The sequence below is a fragment of the Arthrobacter globiformis genome (assembly GCF_003261175.1).
GTDB classification, from domain to species: Bacteria; Actinomycetota; Actinomycetes; order Actinomycetales; family Micrococcaceae; genus Arthrobacter; species Arthrobacter globiformis_A.
In genome coordinates, this window is sequence record NZ_QLNP01000017.1 from 85,920 (window position 1) to 102,965 (window position 17,046).

Consider the following 17,046-nt stretch of genomic DNA (forward strand, 5'->3'; position numbering starts at 1 on the left):
AGCTCACTTACTAGCCAAGCGGGGCCGGCATCCTCCATGCTTAGCCCATGAACTCAACGACGAGCCCATACCGCGTCATCGCCGTCTGTACCGGCAACATCTGCCGCTCGCCCATGGCCGAGCTGATGCTGAGTGCCGCCTTCGCAGAAGCCGGGCTCGGCGACCTCGTGACCGTCGATTCCGCAGGCACCACCGCCTACGAGGCCGGACGTCCCATCGACCCACGGGCGGCACGGAAACTCACCACCCACAACCTTTTGTCGGACCGGCACGTTGCACGGGAATGGCGCCCCGAGTGGTACACCGAGCGGCACCTGATACTGGCGCTGGACGTGGACCACTACGGTTGGCTCCGGGCCTCCGCCCCGGATGACCAGGCACTCTCCCGGATCCGCATGCTCCGCAGCTTCGACCCCGCCCTGGCGGACGGTGATCCCCTGGAGCAGGGCATCGAGGACCCCTGGTACGGCGGCCACGCTGACTTCGAGGCCGTGTGGGACCAGGTCCAGGCGGCGGTCCCGGGCATCGTCCGCTACGTGCAGGACGCGATCGCGAATGACGGCAACGCGGCGCCGGTCCGGATCGATGACCGCCGGGCACGCAACGGCAAGCGCCACAGCCACCCTGCCGGCAGCCGCCCGCTTCACAACGTCCAGGTTCAGGACAGCCAGCAGGTACGCTCTATTTCATGACCCCCGCACCTGTGATCATCGCCATTGACGGGCGGTCCGGCGCAGGTAAAACCACATTGGCCATCGAACTCGCAGCCACGCTGCGGAACCACCACAAGGTCTCACTGTTCCATCTGGAGGACATCTATCCCGGCTGGGACGGGCTGTCCGCCGGCATCGAACGCTACGTCACCACGGTGCTGGCTCCCCTGAGCCGCGGCGAAGCGGCGTCGTGGGTTAGCTGGGACTGGAAAAACAATAACGACGGCGACCCGCGGGTCACCCTTCCCGCCGAGATCGTGATCGTCGAGGGCGTTGGCGCAGCTGCAGCCGCCGCCAGGCCGCATCTGGACGCCGTCATCTGGGCGGACGCCTCCGACGGCGAGCGCCGCACCCGCGCGCTGGCACGTGACGGCGAGACGTACGGGCCGTTCTGGGACCAGTGGGCCAGCCAGGAGGCGGAGCTCCTGGCCGCCGACGACATCCCGCAGCGTGCCCATGTCCGGGTCCTCAACCGCGCCGACGGCACCGCCCCCGCGGACGCCCTGCAGGCGCTGACCTACCTCCCGGCGCTCACCACAGCGTTGGTTCCCGAACTGTCCGCGCGGCGCGGCCTGCGCCTGCTGTCCGAACGGATCGACGCCAGCCCCGATCCCGCCGCGCTCTTCCGGGCGCTGTACGGAACGTCCGACAACGCGGTCTGGCTGGACTCCTCCCTGCGCACGGCCGGCACGGACGGTCCCGGCAGGGAAACTCCCGCCGCGGAACGCAGCCGCTTCAGTATTCTGGCGGACGACGGCGGCACGTTCGGCCAGTCCGTCCTGCACAATTCCGGCGTCACCCGGGTCACCGCCGGGTGCGCCACGGCCCACGTGTCCGGACCGTTCTTCCGCTGGCTGGAGACGGTGTGGGGACGGAAGGCGGTGCGCGCCCCGGAAGATTACCCGTGCGACTTCGCACTGGGCTGGCTGGGCTACCTCGGCTATGAGCTGAAGCGTGAAACCGGCGGCCAGGACATCCCCGCGGACACGCCTGATGCTGGGCTGATCTTCGCCGGCCGGGGCGTGGTCCTGGACCACACGGACAACACGGTGTGGCTGCTTGCCCTCGACGCGCCGGACGCCGCCGGCTGGCTCGACCGCGCCCGAGATGCGGTCACTGACGCTGTGGCTAGCGCCCCTGTAGGCGGCGGCAGCAACGGCGTCGTACTTCCAGCGGCCCATGGCAAGGCGCCGGCATTTGCCGGCCGCGACAGCGAGGCGAGCTACAAGCGCAAGATCACCGAGGCCCAGCACCAGATCGCCGAGGGGAACACCTACGAGGTCTGCCTCACCACCACCCTCGCGGCAGAGGTGCCGGCGCTCGACCCGTGGGCGGCGTACCTTGCCCTGCGCCGGCGGAACCCGGCACCGTTCGCGAGCTACCTGCGGTTCGGCGGCCTCACGGTGGCCAGCACCTCACCGGAGCGCTTCCTGCGGATAGCGTCCGACGGCGGCATGCGCGCCGAGCCGATCAAGGGCACCCGCCGCCGGGCTGCTGACCCGGACACCGATGCTGCCCTCCGTCATGACCTGGCCACGTCCCTCAAGGACCGGGCGGAGAACATCATGATCGTGGATCTGCTCCGGAACGATCTCAGCCACTTCGCCGAACCGGGGTCGGTCACGGTCAGCCGGCTGTGCGAGATCGAAAGCTACGCCACGGTTCACCAGCTGGTGAGCACCATCGACGCCGTTCTCCTGCCGGGGTCGCCGCGGGCCGAGGCGGTGGCTGCCTGCTTCCCGGCCGGCTCCATGACCGGGGCGCCGAAGGTCAGCACCATGGCCATCCTGGACCGGCTGGAGGAGGGTCCGCGCGGAGTCTATTCGGGGGCCATCGGGTACTTCTCGCTGAATGGGGCCACGGATCTGGCGGTGGCCATCCGCACCCTGGTGGTGCAGAACGGCGGCGAAGGCGAAAAGATCCGGCTCAGTCTCGGCGTCGGCGGCGCCATCACGGCTGACTCCGTGCCGCAGGACGAGTACGAGGAAATTCGAACCAAGGCCTACGGCGTACTCTCCACCCTGGGTTCCACCTTCCCGGAGTGAGTTTTCAGTGGCCGGGCGCTATTGGACCGTGGCCGTGAGGCGGGCGACGTTGTCCACGTACCTTGCTGCGAGGGGTCGGCGCATCCAGTCCTCAAGCCTGAGCTCGTGTGAGATGTCACGGTAGGTGTCCTCTACCGCGCGCATGCTGTTGACGGCGTCTGCACCCAGCAGCATCACCGACACCTCCAGGTTGAGCGAGAAGGACCGCATGTCCATGTTGCTGGAGCCCAGGACCGCCACTTCGTCGTCGATGGTGAAGTGCTTGGCATGGAGCACGAACGGCGCCTTGTAGAGGTAGATCCGGACGCCGGCCCGCAGCAGGGCCTCGTAGTAGGACTGCTGGGCGTGGTGGACCAGGAACTGGTCGCCCTTCTCGGAGACGAACAGTTCCACGTCAACCCCGCGCTGGGCCGCCGTGGTGATGGCGTAGAGCAGGGAATCGTCCGGCACGAAGTAGGGGCTGCAGACGGAAATCCGGTGCTGCGCCGAGTAGATCAGTGTGTTGAAGAGCCGGAGGTTGTTCTCGGTAGTGAAGCCGGGCCCGCTGGGCACCACCTGGGCCGTGACGCCGCCCGCCAAGGGCTCGGCAGTCACCTGCAGCTGGTCCTCGAGTGACTCGTCCGTTTCGCTGAGCCAGTCCGTGGCAAAGACAACATTGAGCGTAGGAACGATCGGGCCCCGCAGGCAGGCCATCAGCTCGATCCACTCCCGGCCTGCCTTGCGGTGCTTGGGATTGTTGTAGGAGGGCTCGATCAGGTTCTGCGATCCCGTGAACGCGACTTCGCCGTCGATCACCATGATCTTGCGGTGGTTCCGCAGGTCCGGCCGGCGCCACTGGCCGTGGATGGGCAGCAGCGGCAGCATCCGCCGCCACTGGATGCGGCTCGCCTTGAGCCGTTTCAGAAGCTTCTTGTACCCCTTCACGCGCAGGGTTCCGATGTGGTCGAACAGCACTCGCACCTGGACGCCGCGGTCCGCCGCCTCCTCGAGGGCCGTGAGGAGGTCGTCCGTGACGTGGTCCGTGCTCATGATGTAAAACTCGGCGTTGACGAACCGCTTGGCTTTCCGCACGGCCTCTGTCATGGCGCGGATGGAGTCCGGATAGCCGGGTATCAGCTCCACCTGGTTGCCGTCCACCAGCGGGATCGACCCGAGCCGGCGGTTGAGTTCGGCCGCGGACCGGACCCATTCGGGGCCGGAATACTCACTGGCGACGTCGGAAAGCGCCGCGCTGCCGGCACGGACCCGCTCGTTGACCAGCTGCTGCTGCTCGATGCGGCGTCTGGACAGCTTGAAGTTGCCGAAGAGCAGGAAGAGGATCAGCCCCAGCGCCGGCACAAAGAAGATGCCCAGCAGCCAGGCCATGGCCGTGGTGGGCCGCCGGTTGCCCGGGATGATGCCCACGGCCAGGACCCTGATGACCAGATCCACGCCGCTGAGCAGCAGGATCAGCCATGCCGGCAGTGTTTCCGCCAGCGGAAATGGCCACAACACAGTTGAAACCCCCGTTATTTCTTACCTTCGCAGCCATTCGTTATGGAGCGGTGATGCCAGCCTATCGGGCACCGGCCGCACTAAGCTTGAGGCATGACGTCTCGTACCTCCCACACAGTGCTGGTGTTCCTGGATCCGGACTATGAGAACGGACGGATTGCCGACCCCGAAAGGCCGCAGCTGATGGCCACTGATTTGGGTGCCACCCGCGGTGACGGCGTGTTCGAGTCCATGCTCGCCGTCGCCGGCCACACGCGGAAGATCCAGGCCCACCTGGACCGGCTGGCCCGCTCGGCGCAGGCGTTGGACCTTGAAATTCCGGGGCCGGACCGCTGGCGCCGTGCAGTCGAGACGGGCGTCGCGGCGTTCCGCTCCGACAACCCGGCGCCCTCCCCGGAGCTGGACGAGGCCGTGGTCAAGCTCATTGTCACCCGCGGTGTCGAGGGCGCCTCCGCCCCCACCTGCTGGGTTCAGGTCTCCCCGGTCGCCGTCGCCGGACGGCGCCAGCGCGAGACGGGCATCGATGTGATCCTCCTTGACCGCGGCTATGACAGTGATGCGGCCGAGCGCGCCCCGTGGCTGCTGCTTGGCGCCAAGACCCTGTCATATGCGGTGAACATGGCTGCGCTGCGCCATGCCCACAAGCAAGGGGCGGATGATGTCATCTTCACGTCCTCGGACGGCCGCGTGCTGGAGGGCCCCACCTCCACCGTGCTGCTGGCGAATGTGGAGAAGAACGACGCCGGAACAACAGTCAAGCGCCTCGTCACGCCGCAGCTGGACAGCGGCATTCTCCCCGGAACGTCGCAGGGCGCCCTCTTCGCCGCCGCCAAGGCCGCCGGCTGGGAACTTGGCTACGGCCCGCTGAAGCCCCAGGACCTGGCCGACGCCGACGCCGTCTGGCTGATTTCCAGCATCCGCCTCCTGGCGCCGGTCAATCACATCGACGGCCGCGAAATCAGCACGCCGGCACTCCGCAAGCAGCTGACCGCCGAGCTGAACGAACTGTTCGCCGGAATCGAGTAGCCGGACGTCCCGTATAACGAAAAGGCACCGTTCGAAAAAAGCAGGGACAAGCCGGTGCCCTGCGTTGTAGTCTTCTTCCACGGCCACTGCCCGCGTCCCGCGGCGGTGATGGCATGTGGCCTGGTTCCGGGCTCAGCCGGAATGAGTACGTATAAAGGAATAGCCGATGTCTTGGGATGACAACTCCCTGCACGCATTGACAAACTCACTACCCACGGGCTGGGGGGCCCAGGCAGCGCTGCCGGGGGACATGGGGGAACTTAGTGTGCGCTGGCAAGCCCAGCAGATCATTACCGAACTGCTCGCCGAAACAGATCCGGCCAGCGCACGGCCCCGCGCCCAGTTGCGTGCCCTGTTCGAGGCCTATCCGGACAATCCCGAACACGTGCTGCTCGAGCACCTCACCGCCACCACAGAACTGGCCAACGCCGAAAACGGCGCCATCCCGGTAGTCTCCTCCTCCCAGAACGTGACCGTTCCCGAGCCGGTGCCCTTCACCCGGCGCAGCAGGAACCGGATTGAAGCCATCCTCGCGGACAAGATGCTGATGACCGCGTTCCAGCCGATCCGCCGGCTTCCGGAGGGGCACGTGATCGGGGTCGAGGCCCTGACCCGGTTCGTCAGCGACGACGGCGCCAGCGCGGACCACTGGTTCAACGAGGCCGAATCCGTGGGGCTGGGCACCGAGCTAGAAGTGGCGGCGCTGCACCGGGCCCTCACTGCGGCGCAGGCCGTGCCCGACCACATGTTCGTCGCAGTGAACCTGACGCCGGCCACCTGCACCGATCCTCGGATCCAAGGAATGCTGGAACATTCCCAGCTGGCCATGGGCCGGATCATCATTGAGTTGAACGGCCCCATCCCCCTCGACCAGTACCCGTCACTGACGGCAGCCCTTGCTCCGTTGCGGCGCTCCGGGCTACGGGTTGCCGTTGATGGCGCCGGGCACCGCTTCACGTCGATGGACCAGATCCTTGAGCTCAACCCGGACATCATCAAGGTGGACCGGTCCTTCGTTGCGGGCATCGAAAGCTCGCCGGGCCAGCGGCTGCGTGCTGCGGCCATGGTCGAGCTCGCGGGCGACGTCAACGCAGTGATCGGCGCCCACGGAGTTGAAACACCGGAGGAACTTGCTGCCCTGACCGAGCTTGGGATGACCTCAGCGCAGGGCTACCTGCTGGGCCGGCCCTCCGTCCACCCGCTGGACTGGAATGCCTGGATCCGTTCGGAGAGCGAGACGGCCGCCAGCGGCCCTGCCTCCTGAGCTAGTCCTCCGCCAGGTCGGCGGCCAGACGGATGTGGTTATCCGCCAGCCACACCGGATTGAAGGCCTTGCTCTGGTAGTTGCTGCCGGTGTCCGGGGCGATCGCCACCACCACTGACCCCTGCGGTGCCGCCCTGGCCACCCGGATTGCTGCCGCCACCGTCAGCCCCGACGACGGCCCGAGGGACAGTCCTTCGTCGTTGAGCAGACGGTGCAGCGTGGTGTAGACCTCGTCATTCGGAATCCGCAGGAACCGGTCCAGCAGTCCGCGGTCGAAGACCTTCGGCCAGTCGGGCTTGGGCCAGGAGTTGCCCACACCGTCCACCAGGATCTGGCCCGGATGCCCGCCGCTGTAAACCGAACCGTAGGGGTCCGCCCCGATCACTTCCACGTGCCCGCCGGACTTCTCCTTGAGGTACCGTCCGTTCCCGGTGATGGTGCCGCCGGTGCCCACGCCTGCGACGAAGTGCGTCACCCGGCCGGCCGTCTGCCCCCAGATTTCCGGCGCCGTCCCCTCGTAGTGCGCCCGCGGATTGGCCGGGTTGTCGAACTGCAACGGACGCCACGCGCCCGGAATTTCGGCCGTGATCCGGGCCGCGACCGCCCGCGCATTGTCCGGCGAGTCCGAGGGCGCGCTCCAGTCCGTAAACACGACCCGCGCCCCGTACCTGTTCAGGGCGTCCAGCTTTTCGGAGGAGATGGAATCACCGGTGACCACCACCACCGGATGTCCGGTCAGCGCCCCGATCAGGGCGAGCCCAATTCCCGTGTTTCCGGAGGTGCTTTCCACGATGGTCCCACCGGGCTGCAGCTCGCCGCTCCGCTCGGCCGCGCGGACCATGCTCAGCGCTGTCCGGTCCTTGATGGAACCGCCGGGGTTCTCCGATTCAAGCTTGACGAACACGGTGCTCCCCAGCCCGCGGCTCAGCACATTCAGGGGCACCAGCGGAGTGTTCCCCACCCGTGCCAGCACAACGTCGGCGTCCACGCCCGAATCCACGATCGGCGCCACATGCCTTGGCTGACGGCTGCTTCCCGTCACGGTGGTCATGATTCTCCTCCCCCATGGCCCGGGCCGCCATCCGGAGCAGCGGCATTCAGGCCGCCGTCATCCGGAGCGCCCGGATCCGCTGTCCTTAGTTCCGGCAGTCCTGCGAGCAAATCCCCCAGCGCAGTACGCGCACTGTCCACCAGCACCGCCGCCGGCAGTTGACCGGCCAGCAGTTCCGACAGCCGCGCCACGACGGCGCCAGTGCCTGCTCCAAGCTTCCGGATTTCGGCCTCCCGCAGATCCGTGTCCTGCGCCTCCGCCAAAAGGTAGGATGCCGTCAATGCCTCGATGGTGAGGAGTTTGGCGGCAGCCTCCACCGAGCGCTGCAGCTGCTGGAGGGCCAGCGGGGCCAGCGTGGAGTGGTCCTCCACGTCGGCGGACAGGGTGGGTGCGCCCAGCGTGGCGGGTGCCGCCAGGAACTTCAACTCCGCCAGCAGGCCGGCGGCCGAGTACCAAAGCAGCCCCGGCAGGTCCTCGGACGCGAGCGGTGTGCCGGCCCGGGCTGCCTCGAGGTTGAGCTGCCGGATGAGGCGCTGCGGCGGATAGAGCTTGGCGATCCGCCGCTCGCTGCTGATGCCGACATGGGCCAGTCCCAGCCGCAGCGCCTCAAACGCCAGTGCCAGCTGCATGGGCTGGAAGTTTCCGCCGGACACCATCCGGCCCGAGGCCACATCCGTCAGCGGGTTGTCGCCGCGGCCGTTGAGTTCCACCTCGAGCGCGTCGGCCAGGGCAGTTACCTGGGCCCGGAACGCACCGTGCGTCTGCGGCGCGGCCCGGAAGGACAAGGCGTCCTGGACCGACACCCGCCGACGCGGGTCCTCCAGCCAGCCGCCGCGCACCATGCTCCGGACATTGGCCGCCGAGACGCGCTGGCCGCCCACCGCCTTGGCCGACTGCACGGCCGGCGAAAACGGACTGAGGTTCCCGCCGCCGTCGTACCTGGCGGTCGCCTCAAGCGAGAGTGCCAGCGCGGTGTCCGCCAAATCGCCGAGCCACCTGATGCGGCGGAGCTCCAGCGCGCCTGCACCGACCGAATAGGAGTTGGCGCTGACCAGCGCCAGTGCCTCGCCCGGGGCCAGGACCAGCGGGTCCAGCCCGGCAGCGGCGAGCGCCGCCGCGCCGTCCTGCAGGCCGCCGTCAGGAGCAAGCGCCTGTCCCTCCCCGATGGCGACGGCGGCAACCGCTGCCAGCTGGGTAAGGTCCGACGAGCCGACGGACCCGTCGCGCGGAACGGCGGGCAGCACGCCTCTGTTGAGCAGTTCGGCATAAAACCGGGCAGTTTCCGGGCGGACCCCCGAGCCTCCCCGTGTGAATCCGATGAGCCTGGCCAGGATCAGGGCCCGGACTTCGCCCCGGTCCAGCAGCGCGCCGACGCCGCTGTGGTGGTAACGCACCACCTGCAGCTGGAAGTCGAGGATGGATTCCTGCTCCACGGCCGTGTCCCGGCCGGAGCCGAGGAGGGTGTTCAGTCCGTAGACCCGGTGGCCGGAATCGATGGCCGCCTGCACCACCTCCCGGGACAGGCCAACTAGCTCGAGGGCGTCGGCGCTGAGGACCACCTCCACTGCGGGATCGTCCGCCGCCTCAGCCACGTCATCGGCACGGATGTGGGCCGTCCCGATCAGGAAGGTGCCGCGCCGGACACCGGGCATCAGTCCGTCGTATCCCCCGGGCCCATCCATGGAACCAAGCCCTGCCACTGCACCAGCCCCGGCCATGGCGTTAGAAGTCCAGCAGGTTCCGGCGGAAGCCGCCGTCGCCGTAGCTTGTCCGCAGCAGACCCCGACGGCGGAGCACCGGCGCCAGCCTGTCCAGCACGCCGTGAATGGTGGCCGGGTCCACGAAGCCGGAGAAGAGGAACCCGTCGCCGCCCACTGCAGCCCCGGTTTCCTCGAGGTGGTCAGCAATTTCCTCGGCCGTGCCGATGATGCTGTCGCCCGCGCCACCGCTTCTGGCCTGCAGGATCTGCCGCAGCGTGGAACCCGGAGGCGCAGCCTTGGAGAAGTGCTCCAGGGTGCCCTGGTTGCTGTTGGTGCTGAGCTCGGGGAGGGGCGCGTCGAGGTCGAACTGCTTGAAGTCGATGACGGACAGGTAGGAGATCGAGTTGAGTTGGCTGTCGATGTCCCGCTGGGTGAGCTCCCGGCGCGCAGCCCGCAGCTCCTCAGCCTCGGCCCTGGAGCCGGTCACGGTGGGTTTGAGGACGAACAGCACCTTGACGTCGTCGGGGTTCCGGCCGGCCTCGGCCGCCTCGGCGCGGATGGAGTCCCGGTACCCCTTCATGCCTTCGGTGCCGCGGGCCAGCGCGATCGCAACATCCGCGTTCGCGCCGGCGAAGGCTTTGCCCCGGGGGGATGCCCCGGCCTGCACCAGCACAGGCTCCTCCGGCAGCGGTGCCGTGTTCAGCGGTCCCCGGACCTTAAAGAACTCTCCCTCGTGGTGGATCGGCCGGACCTTGGTATGGTCCGCGAAGACCCCTGCACGGGTGTCCTCCCGGATGGCATCCGGTTCCCAGCTGCGCCAGAGCTTCCGAACGACGTTCACGAACTCCTCGGCCTTCTCGTAGCGGAGGTCGTGCTCGATCTGCTGGTCCAGTCCGTAGTTCTGCGCGGCAAGATCACTGCCGGAGGTCACCACGTTCCAGCCCAGCTGCCCGTTGGAGAAGTGCTGCAGCGTGGCCAGCAGCCGGGCGGCGGTGAACGGCGGGTAGAAGGAGGCGCTGATGGTGGGCACAATGCCCAGGTGTTCCGTGGCGGAGAGCAGGTACGGCACCAGTGCCAGCGGATCGTGCTTCGGCGCGAAGGACGCCTGCGCCAGCGAGACCTCCGCGCTGCCGCCGTAGGTGTCGGGGACGGTGAGGGAGTCCTCGATGATGAACAGGTCCAGCCCGGCCCGCTCAAACTCGCGGACCGCATGCTGGTAGGGGGCGGGCTTCCTCCAGTCGTAGCCGATTCCATAGCCGGGCGTTCCCCAGCCCTGAACCCCGAAGCCATGGCCCACAAACCATCCAAAGTGCAGCATGGGAGTCACTGTATTCGGGGTCGAATCATTCACTGCGGCCTGGTTTCATCCGGCGTTACGGCGGTTCATCTCCCGTCATTATCCTCCCGGCCACCGGCTTTGTAACCGCAACGCGGCGACTGCTGTGACCGTATCCGTTACGGAAGATGACGACGGCGGCGGTGCGCGCCGCCGTCGTCAGTGTTACGTTTTTGGGGAGTAATGAGTACCGGCATTAAGCCCTGACTGGCCGGTCGGCAACCCTCCTTCCACGGCGGGGTGCCTCAGGTGAATACTCGGCATATCGACCACTTCGAGCTGCAAGCGTGAGAAAAGGAGATCCGTCGTGTCAGACGCCCCCGCCGTTGCAACGCTGCCGTCCCAGCAGGATAAACCCGAGGAAAAGCTGTCCTATCGCCTGATCACGGGGCCGGACGACCGCGCGTTTTGTGAGCGCATCTCGGCGGCCCTGGCCGAGGGATACGTGCTGCACGGCAGCCCTGCCGCCACCTTCAACGGCACCGGCGTCATCGTGGCCCAGGCCCTCATCCTGCCCGCCGCCATCGCCACCGCAGATGCCGCCGTCGCCACCGCCGTGGACCGGCTGGACTCTGACGAGGACCTCGCCGAAGAAGCTTACGAGGGCCACGCATGAGCTACGCCGGAGACCTCACCCCGCAGGACGCGTGGGCAAAGCTCGAACAGGGCGCCGTCCTGGTGGACGTCCGCACCGAGGGCGAATGGGCGCACATCGGCGTCCCGGAAACTGCGTCCGCGAACAGCCAGCGCAACGATCCCCTGTTCATCCAGTGGACCTTCCCCGGCGGCATTCCCAACCCGAACTTCGTCGAGCAGCTGAAGCAGCAGGCGCCGGAGGACACGGGCGTGGAGCTGGTTTTCCTGTGCCGCTCCGGGCAGCGCTCCATCGCGGCGGCAATCGCCGCCACCCAGGCGGGTTTCACCGCCTACAACGTCCTCGAAGGCTTCGAGGGCGAACCCGACCGCTACGGTGAGCGCACCGTGAACGGCTGGAAGAACCGCGGCCTGCCGACGAATCTGGGAAAGAACTAAGTTGACCTTTAATCACGACGCCGCTGGCTGGGGCCCCGATACCCAGGCCGTGCGCGGCGGGCTTGACCGTACCAATTTCCAAGAGACCACCGAGCCCGTTTTCCTGAACTCCGGGTTTGTCTACGAGTCCGCCGCAGCCGCGGAGCGCGCCTTCACCGGCGAGGACGAACGCTTCGTCTACTCGCGCTACGGCAACCCGTCGGTGGCCACCTTTCAGGAACGGCTCCGCCTGCTCGAGGGCACCGAGGCGTGCTTTGCGACGGCGTCCGGAATGTCCGCAGTATTCACCGCCCTGGGCGCCCTGCTCGGGGCCGGGGACCGCGTGGTCGCCAGCCGTTCCCTCTTCGGCTCCTGCTTCGTGATCCTCAACGAAATCCTGCCGCGCTGGGGTGTGGAGACGGTGTTCGTCGACGGTCCGGACCTTGAGCAGTGGCGTGCAGCCCTCTCGGTGCCCACCACGGCCGTCTTCTTTGAATCCCCGTCCAATCCAATGCAGGAAATCGTGGACATTGCGGCCGTTAGCGAACTCGCCCACGCTGCCGGCGCCAAGGTTGTTGCGGATAACGTCTTCGCCACCCCACTGCTGCAGCGCTGCGGAGACCTCGGCGCGGACGTGGTGGTCTACTCCGGCACCAAGCACATCGACGGCCAGGGCCGGGTGATGGGCGGAGCCATCCTGGGCACCAAGGAATTCATCGACGGCCCGGTCAAGCAGCTCATGCGCCACACTGGTCCGGCGCTCTCCTCATTCAATGCCTGGGTCCTCACCAAGGGCCTGGAGACCATGGCGCTGCGGGTGAACCACTCGTCCGCCACGGCCCTGCGCCTGGCCGAATGGCTGGAGGCACAGCCCGCCGTCAACTGGGTGAAGTACCCGCTGCTCAAGTCGCACCCGCAGTACGAACTGGCCGCCAAGCAGATGAAGGCCGGCGGCACCGTCCTCACGCTGGAGCTTGCGACGATGGCCGGCCAGTCGGGCAAGGAGGCCGCCTTTGCGCTGCTGGACGCCCTGAAGATCATCGACATCTCCAACAACCTGGGTGACGCCAAGTCGCTGATCACCCACCCCGCCACCACGACGCACCGGGCCATGGGACCGGAAGGACGTGCCGCGATCGGGCTCAGCGATGGAGTGGTGCGGCTGTCCGTCGGCCTGGAGGACGCGGATGACCTCGTCGCCGATCTGGAGCAGGCACTCAAGCAGATCTGACTTCTTGATCTGGCTCTTCCGGGCCGGCGGTTTCTTACTTATGGTGGCGGGCCGTGAACTTGGGTTGCGCTGCACGTCCCTTCGTTTCCGGCGTCCTTGAAATCGCAGGTGCGGCACGGTTGAGTGGGTGGACCAGCAGGGTTTACCCAGGGTTTACACAGCCGGTCTTTCGGCTTCACAAACGCTGGGCAGACTCTAATAACACCGATGAACCGACCAAGCCCTGTCGGTTCAGCACCCCACCCAAGGACAGACGCACCGATGCGTTCGGGGCCGCGGCCGCGAAGACGCTGCGTGCAGCCTCCCTGACCGGAAGGACCGCCATGGCCGGAATATTCGAAGTTTTTGTTGACGCAGAGTCCCAGTTCCGGTTCCGGCTGAAGGCCCCCGACGGATCCGTGCTGGCCATCTCCGCACCCTTCGAGGACAAGCGCGCGGCTGCGGCCGGCATCGCTGACGTCCGCGAATGCGCCGGGACTGGGCTCATCACGGACCTCTCCCCGGCTGCAGCTCCGGTGACAGAGTCCGCTCCGGTTCAGCCGGCCGTTTCGACCCCCGCGCCGGTTCCCGCCCAGGCCCTCCCGGGGTGGCCGGACCACCGCAGGCAGGGTTTCGGCAAAAAGCGCACCCCGTCGGAGGCTTCCGGTTCGCCGCTGTGCCGGCCGGCGGCCCCGGCAGAGCCGGCCCGGTGGACCGGGGCCGCTTAGCCGCCGTTGCAACCTGCTCCTCAGCAACTGCCGGACGTCATGAAGAGCCAGCGGGACTCCGCCGGATAGAGCCGCAGGGCCGCCCTGACCTCGTGCGACGCCGTCACAGCTTGAGTACCGCACGACGTAACAGGCGCCTGGACGGTTTTACTTAGGCAAGCCTTAACTAATATCCTCTTCCGGTGACCACGCAGCTTGATTTCGCGCGGGTGCCCTTCGCCGCCGATCTGGCCGGCCACGGGGACAGGCCCGCCGTTATTTCCGACAATTTCACTCTCACCTACCGGGACCTGGTGCGCAGGGTTGATGCGCTCGCCCTCCGGCTGGGCACGCAGCGGCGCCTCGTGGCACTGGCTGCAGCGAACGACGTCGACTCGCTGGTCGCCTATCTCGCCGCCCTGGTCGGCGGCCACCCGCTGATCCTGCTGCCGGAGGACAAGCCGGCGGCACTCGAGTCCCTGGTGGCCGCGTACGACCCGGATGTCGTGCTGCGCTCCGCCAACGGGGAGACCGTGTTTGAGGAGCGCAGGCCCGGAACCAGGCACGAACTCCATCCGGACCTCGCACTGCTGCTCAGCACGTCCGGTTCCACGGGTTCGCCCAAGCTGGTGCGCCTGTCCTCCGCCAACCTGCAGGCCAATGCGGAGTCGATTGCCGAGTACCTGGACATCGGCCCGGCAGACCGCGCCGCAACCACTCTGCCGGTGTCCTACTGCTACGGGCTATCCGTAATCAACAGCCACCTGCTGCGCGGTGCAGGCCTGGTGCTCACGGACCTGTCCGTTGTTGACCCGTGCTTCTGGGAGCTTTTCCGTACCGGCGGGGCGACGTCGTTCGCGGCGGTGCCGTACACCTTCGAACTGCTGGAGCGGGTGGGCTTTGCCGATATGGACCTCCCCAGCCTGCGCTATGTCACGCAGGCGGGAGGCCGGCTTGCCCCCGAACGAGTGCAGAGCTACGCCGAACTCGGCCGGCGGAAGGGCTGGGAGCTGTTCGTGATGTACGGCCAGACTGAGGCCACCGCCCGGATGGCCTACCTTCCGCCCGCGCTGGCCGCCGAGCACCCCGGCGCCGTCGGCATCCCGGTGCCGGGTGGCGCCTTCCGCATCGAGCCGGTTGACGGCCTCGAGGACGGCGAACTCGTCTACACCGGGCCCAATGTCATGCTCGGCTACGCCGAGACACCGGAAGATCTCGGCGCCGGCCGCACGGTCCACGAACTCCGCACCGGCGATCTGGCCCGGAAACACCCCGCGGGCGTCTATGAAGTGGTCGGGCGGCGCAGCCGGTTCGTCAAGATCGTTGGCCTCCGGGTCGACCTCGGCCAGGTGGAGCGCATCCTGGGCGATCTCGGCGTCGAAGCGGCGAGTGCCGGAACCGACCAGGGACTCGTGGTCGCCGTCGAGGGCAGCCACGACACCCAGCTGCTGTCCAAGGTCCTTGCCCAGGGCATCGGGCTGCCGCGTGCGGCCCTGGAGCTGCACGCCGTCGAGCATCTCCCCCGCCTGGCCACCGGAAAGGTGGACTACCCGGCGGTCCTGGCGCTCTCAACACCAGCGCTCTCTGAGACGGCGCCGGCCGGTGCCGGGGCGGACGGCTCCGGGACGGACCGCTCAGGACCGGACAACGTGCGGCGGATCTTCCGGGACACCCTGGAGCGCACCGACATCGGAGACAGCGACACGTTCGTTTCGCTCGGCGGCGACTCGCTGTCATACGTGGCCACTTCCGTACGCCTGGAGCAGCTGCTGGGGCACCTCCCGCCGAACTGGCATGTGACGCCGGTCCGCGACCTGGAACAGCGCACGGACCGGAAAACTGGCGGAACGATGCGGCGGTTCTTTGCCCCGGTCGAGACCAGCATCGTGCTGAGGGCGGTGGCGATTGTGCTCATCGTCGGTACCCACGTGGGGCTGATGAAATGGCCGGGCATGGCCCATGTGCTCATGGCGGTGGCCGGCTACAACTTTGCCCGGTTCCAGCTCAGCGGGGAACGGCGTCCCCGGTTCAGGCGGCAGCTCACCAGCGTCGCCAGGGTGGCGCTGCCCAGCATGGCGTTCATCGGAGTGGCCTACCTGATCACCGACCGGTATACGCTGGCCAATGTCCTGCTCCTGAACTCCATCGTCGGGCCGGAAGCTGTGACCACGGAGTGGCACTTCTGGTTCATCGAGGTGCTGGTCTACATCCTCCTGGGCATGACGGCCCTGCTGGCCATACCCTGGGCGGAACGGGCGGAGCGGCGGTTCCCGCTGCTCTTTCCGCTTGCCCTTACGGGCCTCGCGCTGCTCGCGCGCTACGACATCGTGGATCCGGGTGTACCCCACCCGTCGCCGACCCTGTGGCTGTTCGTCCTGGGTTGGGCCGTTGCCCGGACCCGGACGGTGGTTCAGCGGTGCGCGGTGTCAGTCCTCGCGATCCTCACGGTGCCCGGGTGCTTCTTCGGGGATACGAACCGTGAGCTGACTCTTGTTGCCGGAATCCTGCTGCTCACCTGGCTGCCCACCCTTCCCGTGCCCAGGGGGCTGCAGCGCCTGACAGTGCTCCTGGCCAGCGCCTCCCTCTACGCGTACCTGGTGCACTGGCTGGTCTACCCGCTGCTGGCCGCAACCAGCCCGGTCCTTGCCGTGGCGGCGTCCCTGGCGGCCGGCGTGTCCTACTGGGCGCTATGCACTCGGGTCATGGGCCTGTTGAGCCGGAGTGGCTGGCGGCCGTTCCGCGGAAGGCTCAAGCAGCCGTAAGCTCAAACGGCCTGAAGCTCGCGGGCTGCCACGGCGGAGATGAGTACGGAGCCGGCAGCCGTGACGGGGTCAATGACGGGAATCCCCAGCCTGCGCCGCAGGACGTCCGTCATGCCGATGCTCGTCAGCCCGGTGCTGGCCTCGAGAATGACAGCCGCGCCGGCATCCACCAGCATCTGAGCCGCCGCAAGCGCGTCGAAGATGCCTGTTGGCAGGAGGAAGCCGTCCGGCGTCTCCACACTGTCGGGGCCGTCGATCAGGAGCATGCGGTCGCCAAGGGCGTCGGAAATGGGGCCGGGCACTGAGTGCTTGAGGCCAAGCACTCCCACCCGGCCGCCGAGGGCGAGGGCTGCGGCAGCCGCCGCGGAGCCGGCACCGATCACGGGAATGTCCAGCAGGGCGCGCACCTCCGGCAAACCGGGATCGGCGGCGCAGCTGATGACCAGTGCGTCGACGTCCGGCGCCATATCCAGGGCGAGCTCCACAACCTTGGGCACCGCACGCTGAAGCGAGTCAGCGTCATGGACTCCCGAGGGCTGGTCCGGAATGCACCGGGTGGTGACATCGAAGCCGAAGGTGTCGCGGAGCAGCTTTCCGTGCGAGTTGAGCAGTCGCCGGTCTGTGGTGGTTAAGGCCCTGATGATTCCTACGCGCATGGTCTGTTCCTTCCGCCGCGCGGTGCTTGTCATGCCACACTAGCCAGCCGACGTTTCACGTGGTTTACCGG

Annotated in this window: 13 protein-coding genes, 1 pseudogene and 1 riboswitch; of the genes and pseudogenes, 9 read left to right on the forward strand and 5 right to left on the reverse strand. The window is 67.6% G+C overall.

The features are described from left to right. Positions 1–47: 47 nt before the first annotated feature. Positions 48–572 (forward strand): annotated as a pseudogene (locus DBZ45_RS02180) (low molecular weight protein-tyrosine-phosphatase); the annotation flags it as partial. A gap of 116 nt (positions 573–688) precedes the next feature. Continuing rightward, positions 689–2,758, forward strand: a complete 2,070-nt coding sequence (gene pabB, locus DBZ45_RS02185) for an aminodeoxychorismate synthase component I (RefSeq protein WP_111902343.1) — start codon at positions 689–691, stop codon at positions 2,756–2,758. An 18-nt stretch (positions 2,759–2,776) separates the two neighbouring features. On the opposite strand, the gene cls is transcribed toward pabB, so the two are convergent. Next, complete coding sequence (cls, locus tag DBZ45_RS02190) at positions 2,777–4,249, reverse strand: cardiolipin synthase (protein ID WP_111902344.1); 1,473 nt, start codon at positions 4,247–4,249, stop codon at positions 2,777–2,779. Between the two features lie 96 nt (positions 4,250–4,345). Here cls and DBZ45_RS02195 point away from each other — a divergent pair, with 96 nt between their 5' ends. After that, the gene (locus DBZ45_RS02195) at positions 4,346–5,278 is read left to right on the forward strand and encodes an aminodeoxychorismate lyase (RefSeq protein ID WP_111902345.1); all 933 of its coding nucleotides are present in this window, start codon (positions 4,346–4,348) and stop codon (positions 5,276–5,278) included. A gap of 166 nt (positions 5,279–5,444) precedes the next feature. Continuing rightward, positions 5,445–6,542, forward strand: a complete 1,098-nt coding sequence (locus DBZ45_RS02200) for an EAL domain-containing protein (RefSeq protein WP_111902346.1) — start codon at positions 5,445–5,447, stop codon at positions 6,540–6,542. Position 6,543: 1 nt separating this feature from the next. Here DBZ45_RS02200 and DBZ45_RS02205 read toward each other — a convergent pair whose 3' ends face one another. From DBZ45_RS02205 to DBZ45_RS02215, 3 genes are all read right to left on the reverse strand, one after another. Next, positions 6,544–7,593: a PLP-dependent cysteine synthase family protein gene (locus tag DBZ45_RS02205; RefSeq protein ID WP_111902347.1), complete on the reverse strand. Its 1,050-nt coding sequence runs from the start codon at positions 7,591–7,593 to the stop codon at positions 6,544–6,546. Then, positions 7,590–9,245: an aromatic amino acid ammonia-lyase gene (locus DBZ45_RS02210; RefSeq protein WP_111902348.1), complete on the reverse strand. Its 1,656-nt coding sequence runs from the start codon at positions 9,243–9,245 to the stop codon at positions 7,590–7,592. Before DBZ45_RS02210 ends, DBZ45_RS02205 begins: the two co-directional genes overlap by 4 nt. A gap of 70 nt (positions 9,246–9,315) precedes the next feature. Beyond that, positions 9,316–10,611 (reverse strand): NtaA/DmoA family FMN-dependent monooxygenase, encoded by a 1,296-nt coding sequence (locus tag DBZ45_RS02215; protein WP_111902349.1) that lies wholly within the window; start codon positions 10,609–10,611, stop codon positions 9,316–9,318. Between the two features lie 197 nt (positions 10,612–10,808). Beyond that, positions 10,809–10,923, forward strand: a riboswitch (SAM riboswitch). Between the two features lie 13 nt (positions 10,924–10,936). On the opposite strand from DBZ45_RS02215, the gene DBZ45_RS02220 reads away from it, so the two are divergent. The 5 genes from DBZ45_RS02220 to DBZ45_RS02240 all read left to right on the forward strand — a co-directional run bounded on the left by DBZ45_RS02220 (position 10,937) and on the right by DBZ45_RS02240 (position 16,319). Continuing rightward, complete coding sequence (locus DBZ45_RS02220) at positions 10,937–11,245, forward strand: DUF1737 domain-containing protein (protein ID WP_190242969.1); 309 nt, start codon at positions 10,937–10,939, stop codon at positions 11,243–11,245. Continuing rightward, a complete protein-coding gene (locus DBZ45_RS02225; RefSeq protein ID WP_111902350.1) occupies positions 11,242–11,661 on the forward strand; it encodes a rhodanese-like domain-containing protein in 420 nt (139 codons plus the stop codon). Before DBZ45_RS02220 ends, DBZ45_RS02225 begins: the two co-directional genes overlap by 4 nt. A gap of 1 nt (position 11,662) precedes the next feature. Next, positions 11,663–12,871 carry an O-succinylhomoserine sulfhydrylase gene (locus tag DBZ45_RS02230; RefSeq protein WP_111902351.1) on the forward strand — a complete coding sequence of 403 codons (1,209 nt, stop codon included), beginning with the start codon at positions 11,663–11,665 and terminating at the stop codon, positions 12,869–12,871. A gap of 323 nt (positions 12,872–13,194) precedes the next feature. Further along, a complete protein-coding gene (locus tag DBZ45_RS02235) occupies positions 13,195–13,578 on the forward strand; it encodes a YegP family protein (RefSeq protein WP_111902352.1) in 384 nt (127 codons plus the stop codon). A gap of 182 nt (positions 13,579–13,760) precedes the next feature. Next, the gene (locus DBZ45_RS02240) at positions 13,761–16,319 is read left to right on the forward strand and encodes an AMP-binding protein (protein WP_111902353.1); all 2,559 of its coding nucleotides are present in this window, start codon (positions 13,761–13,763) and stop codon (positions 16,317–16,319) included. 2 nt (positions 16,320–16,321) lie between these two features. On the opposite strand, the gene DBZ45_RS02245 is transcribed toward DBZ45_RS02240, so the two are convergent. Then, positions 16,322–16,975: an aspartate/glutamate racemase family protein gene (locus DBZ45_RS02245; RefSeq protein ID WP_111902354.1), complete on the reverse strand. Its 654-nt coding sequence runs from the start codon at positions 16,973–16,975 to the stop codon at positions 16,322–16,324. Between the last annotated feature and the right edge of the window lie 71 nt (positions 16,976–17,046).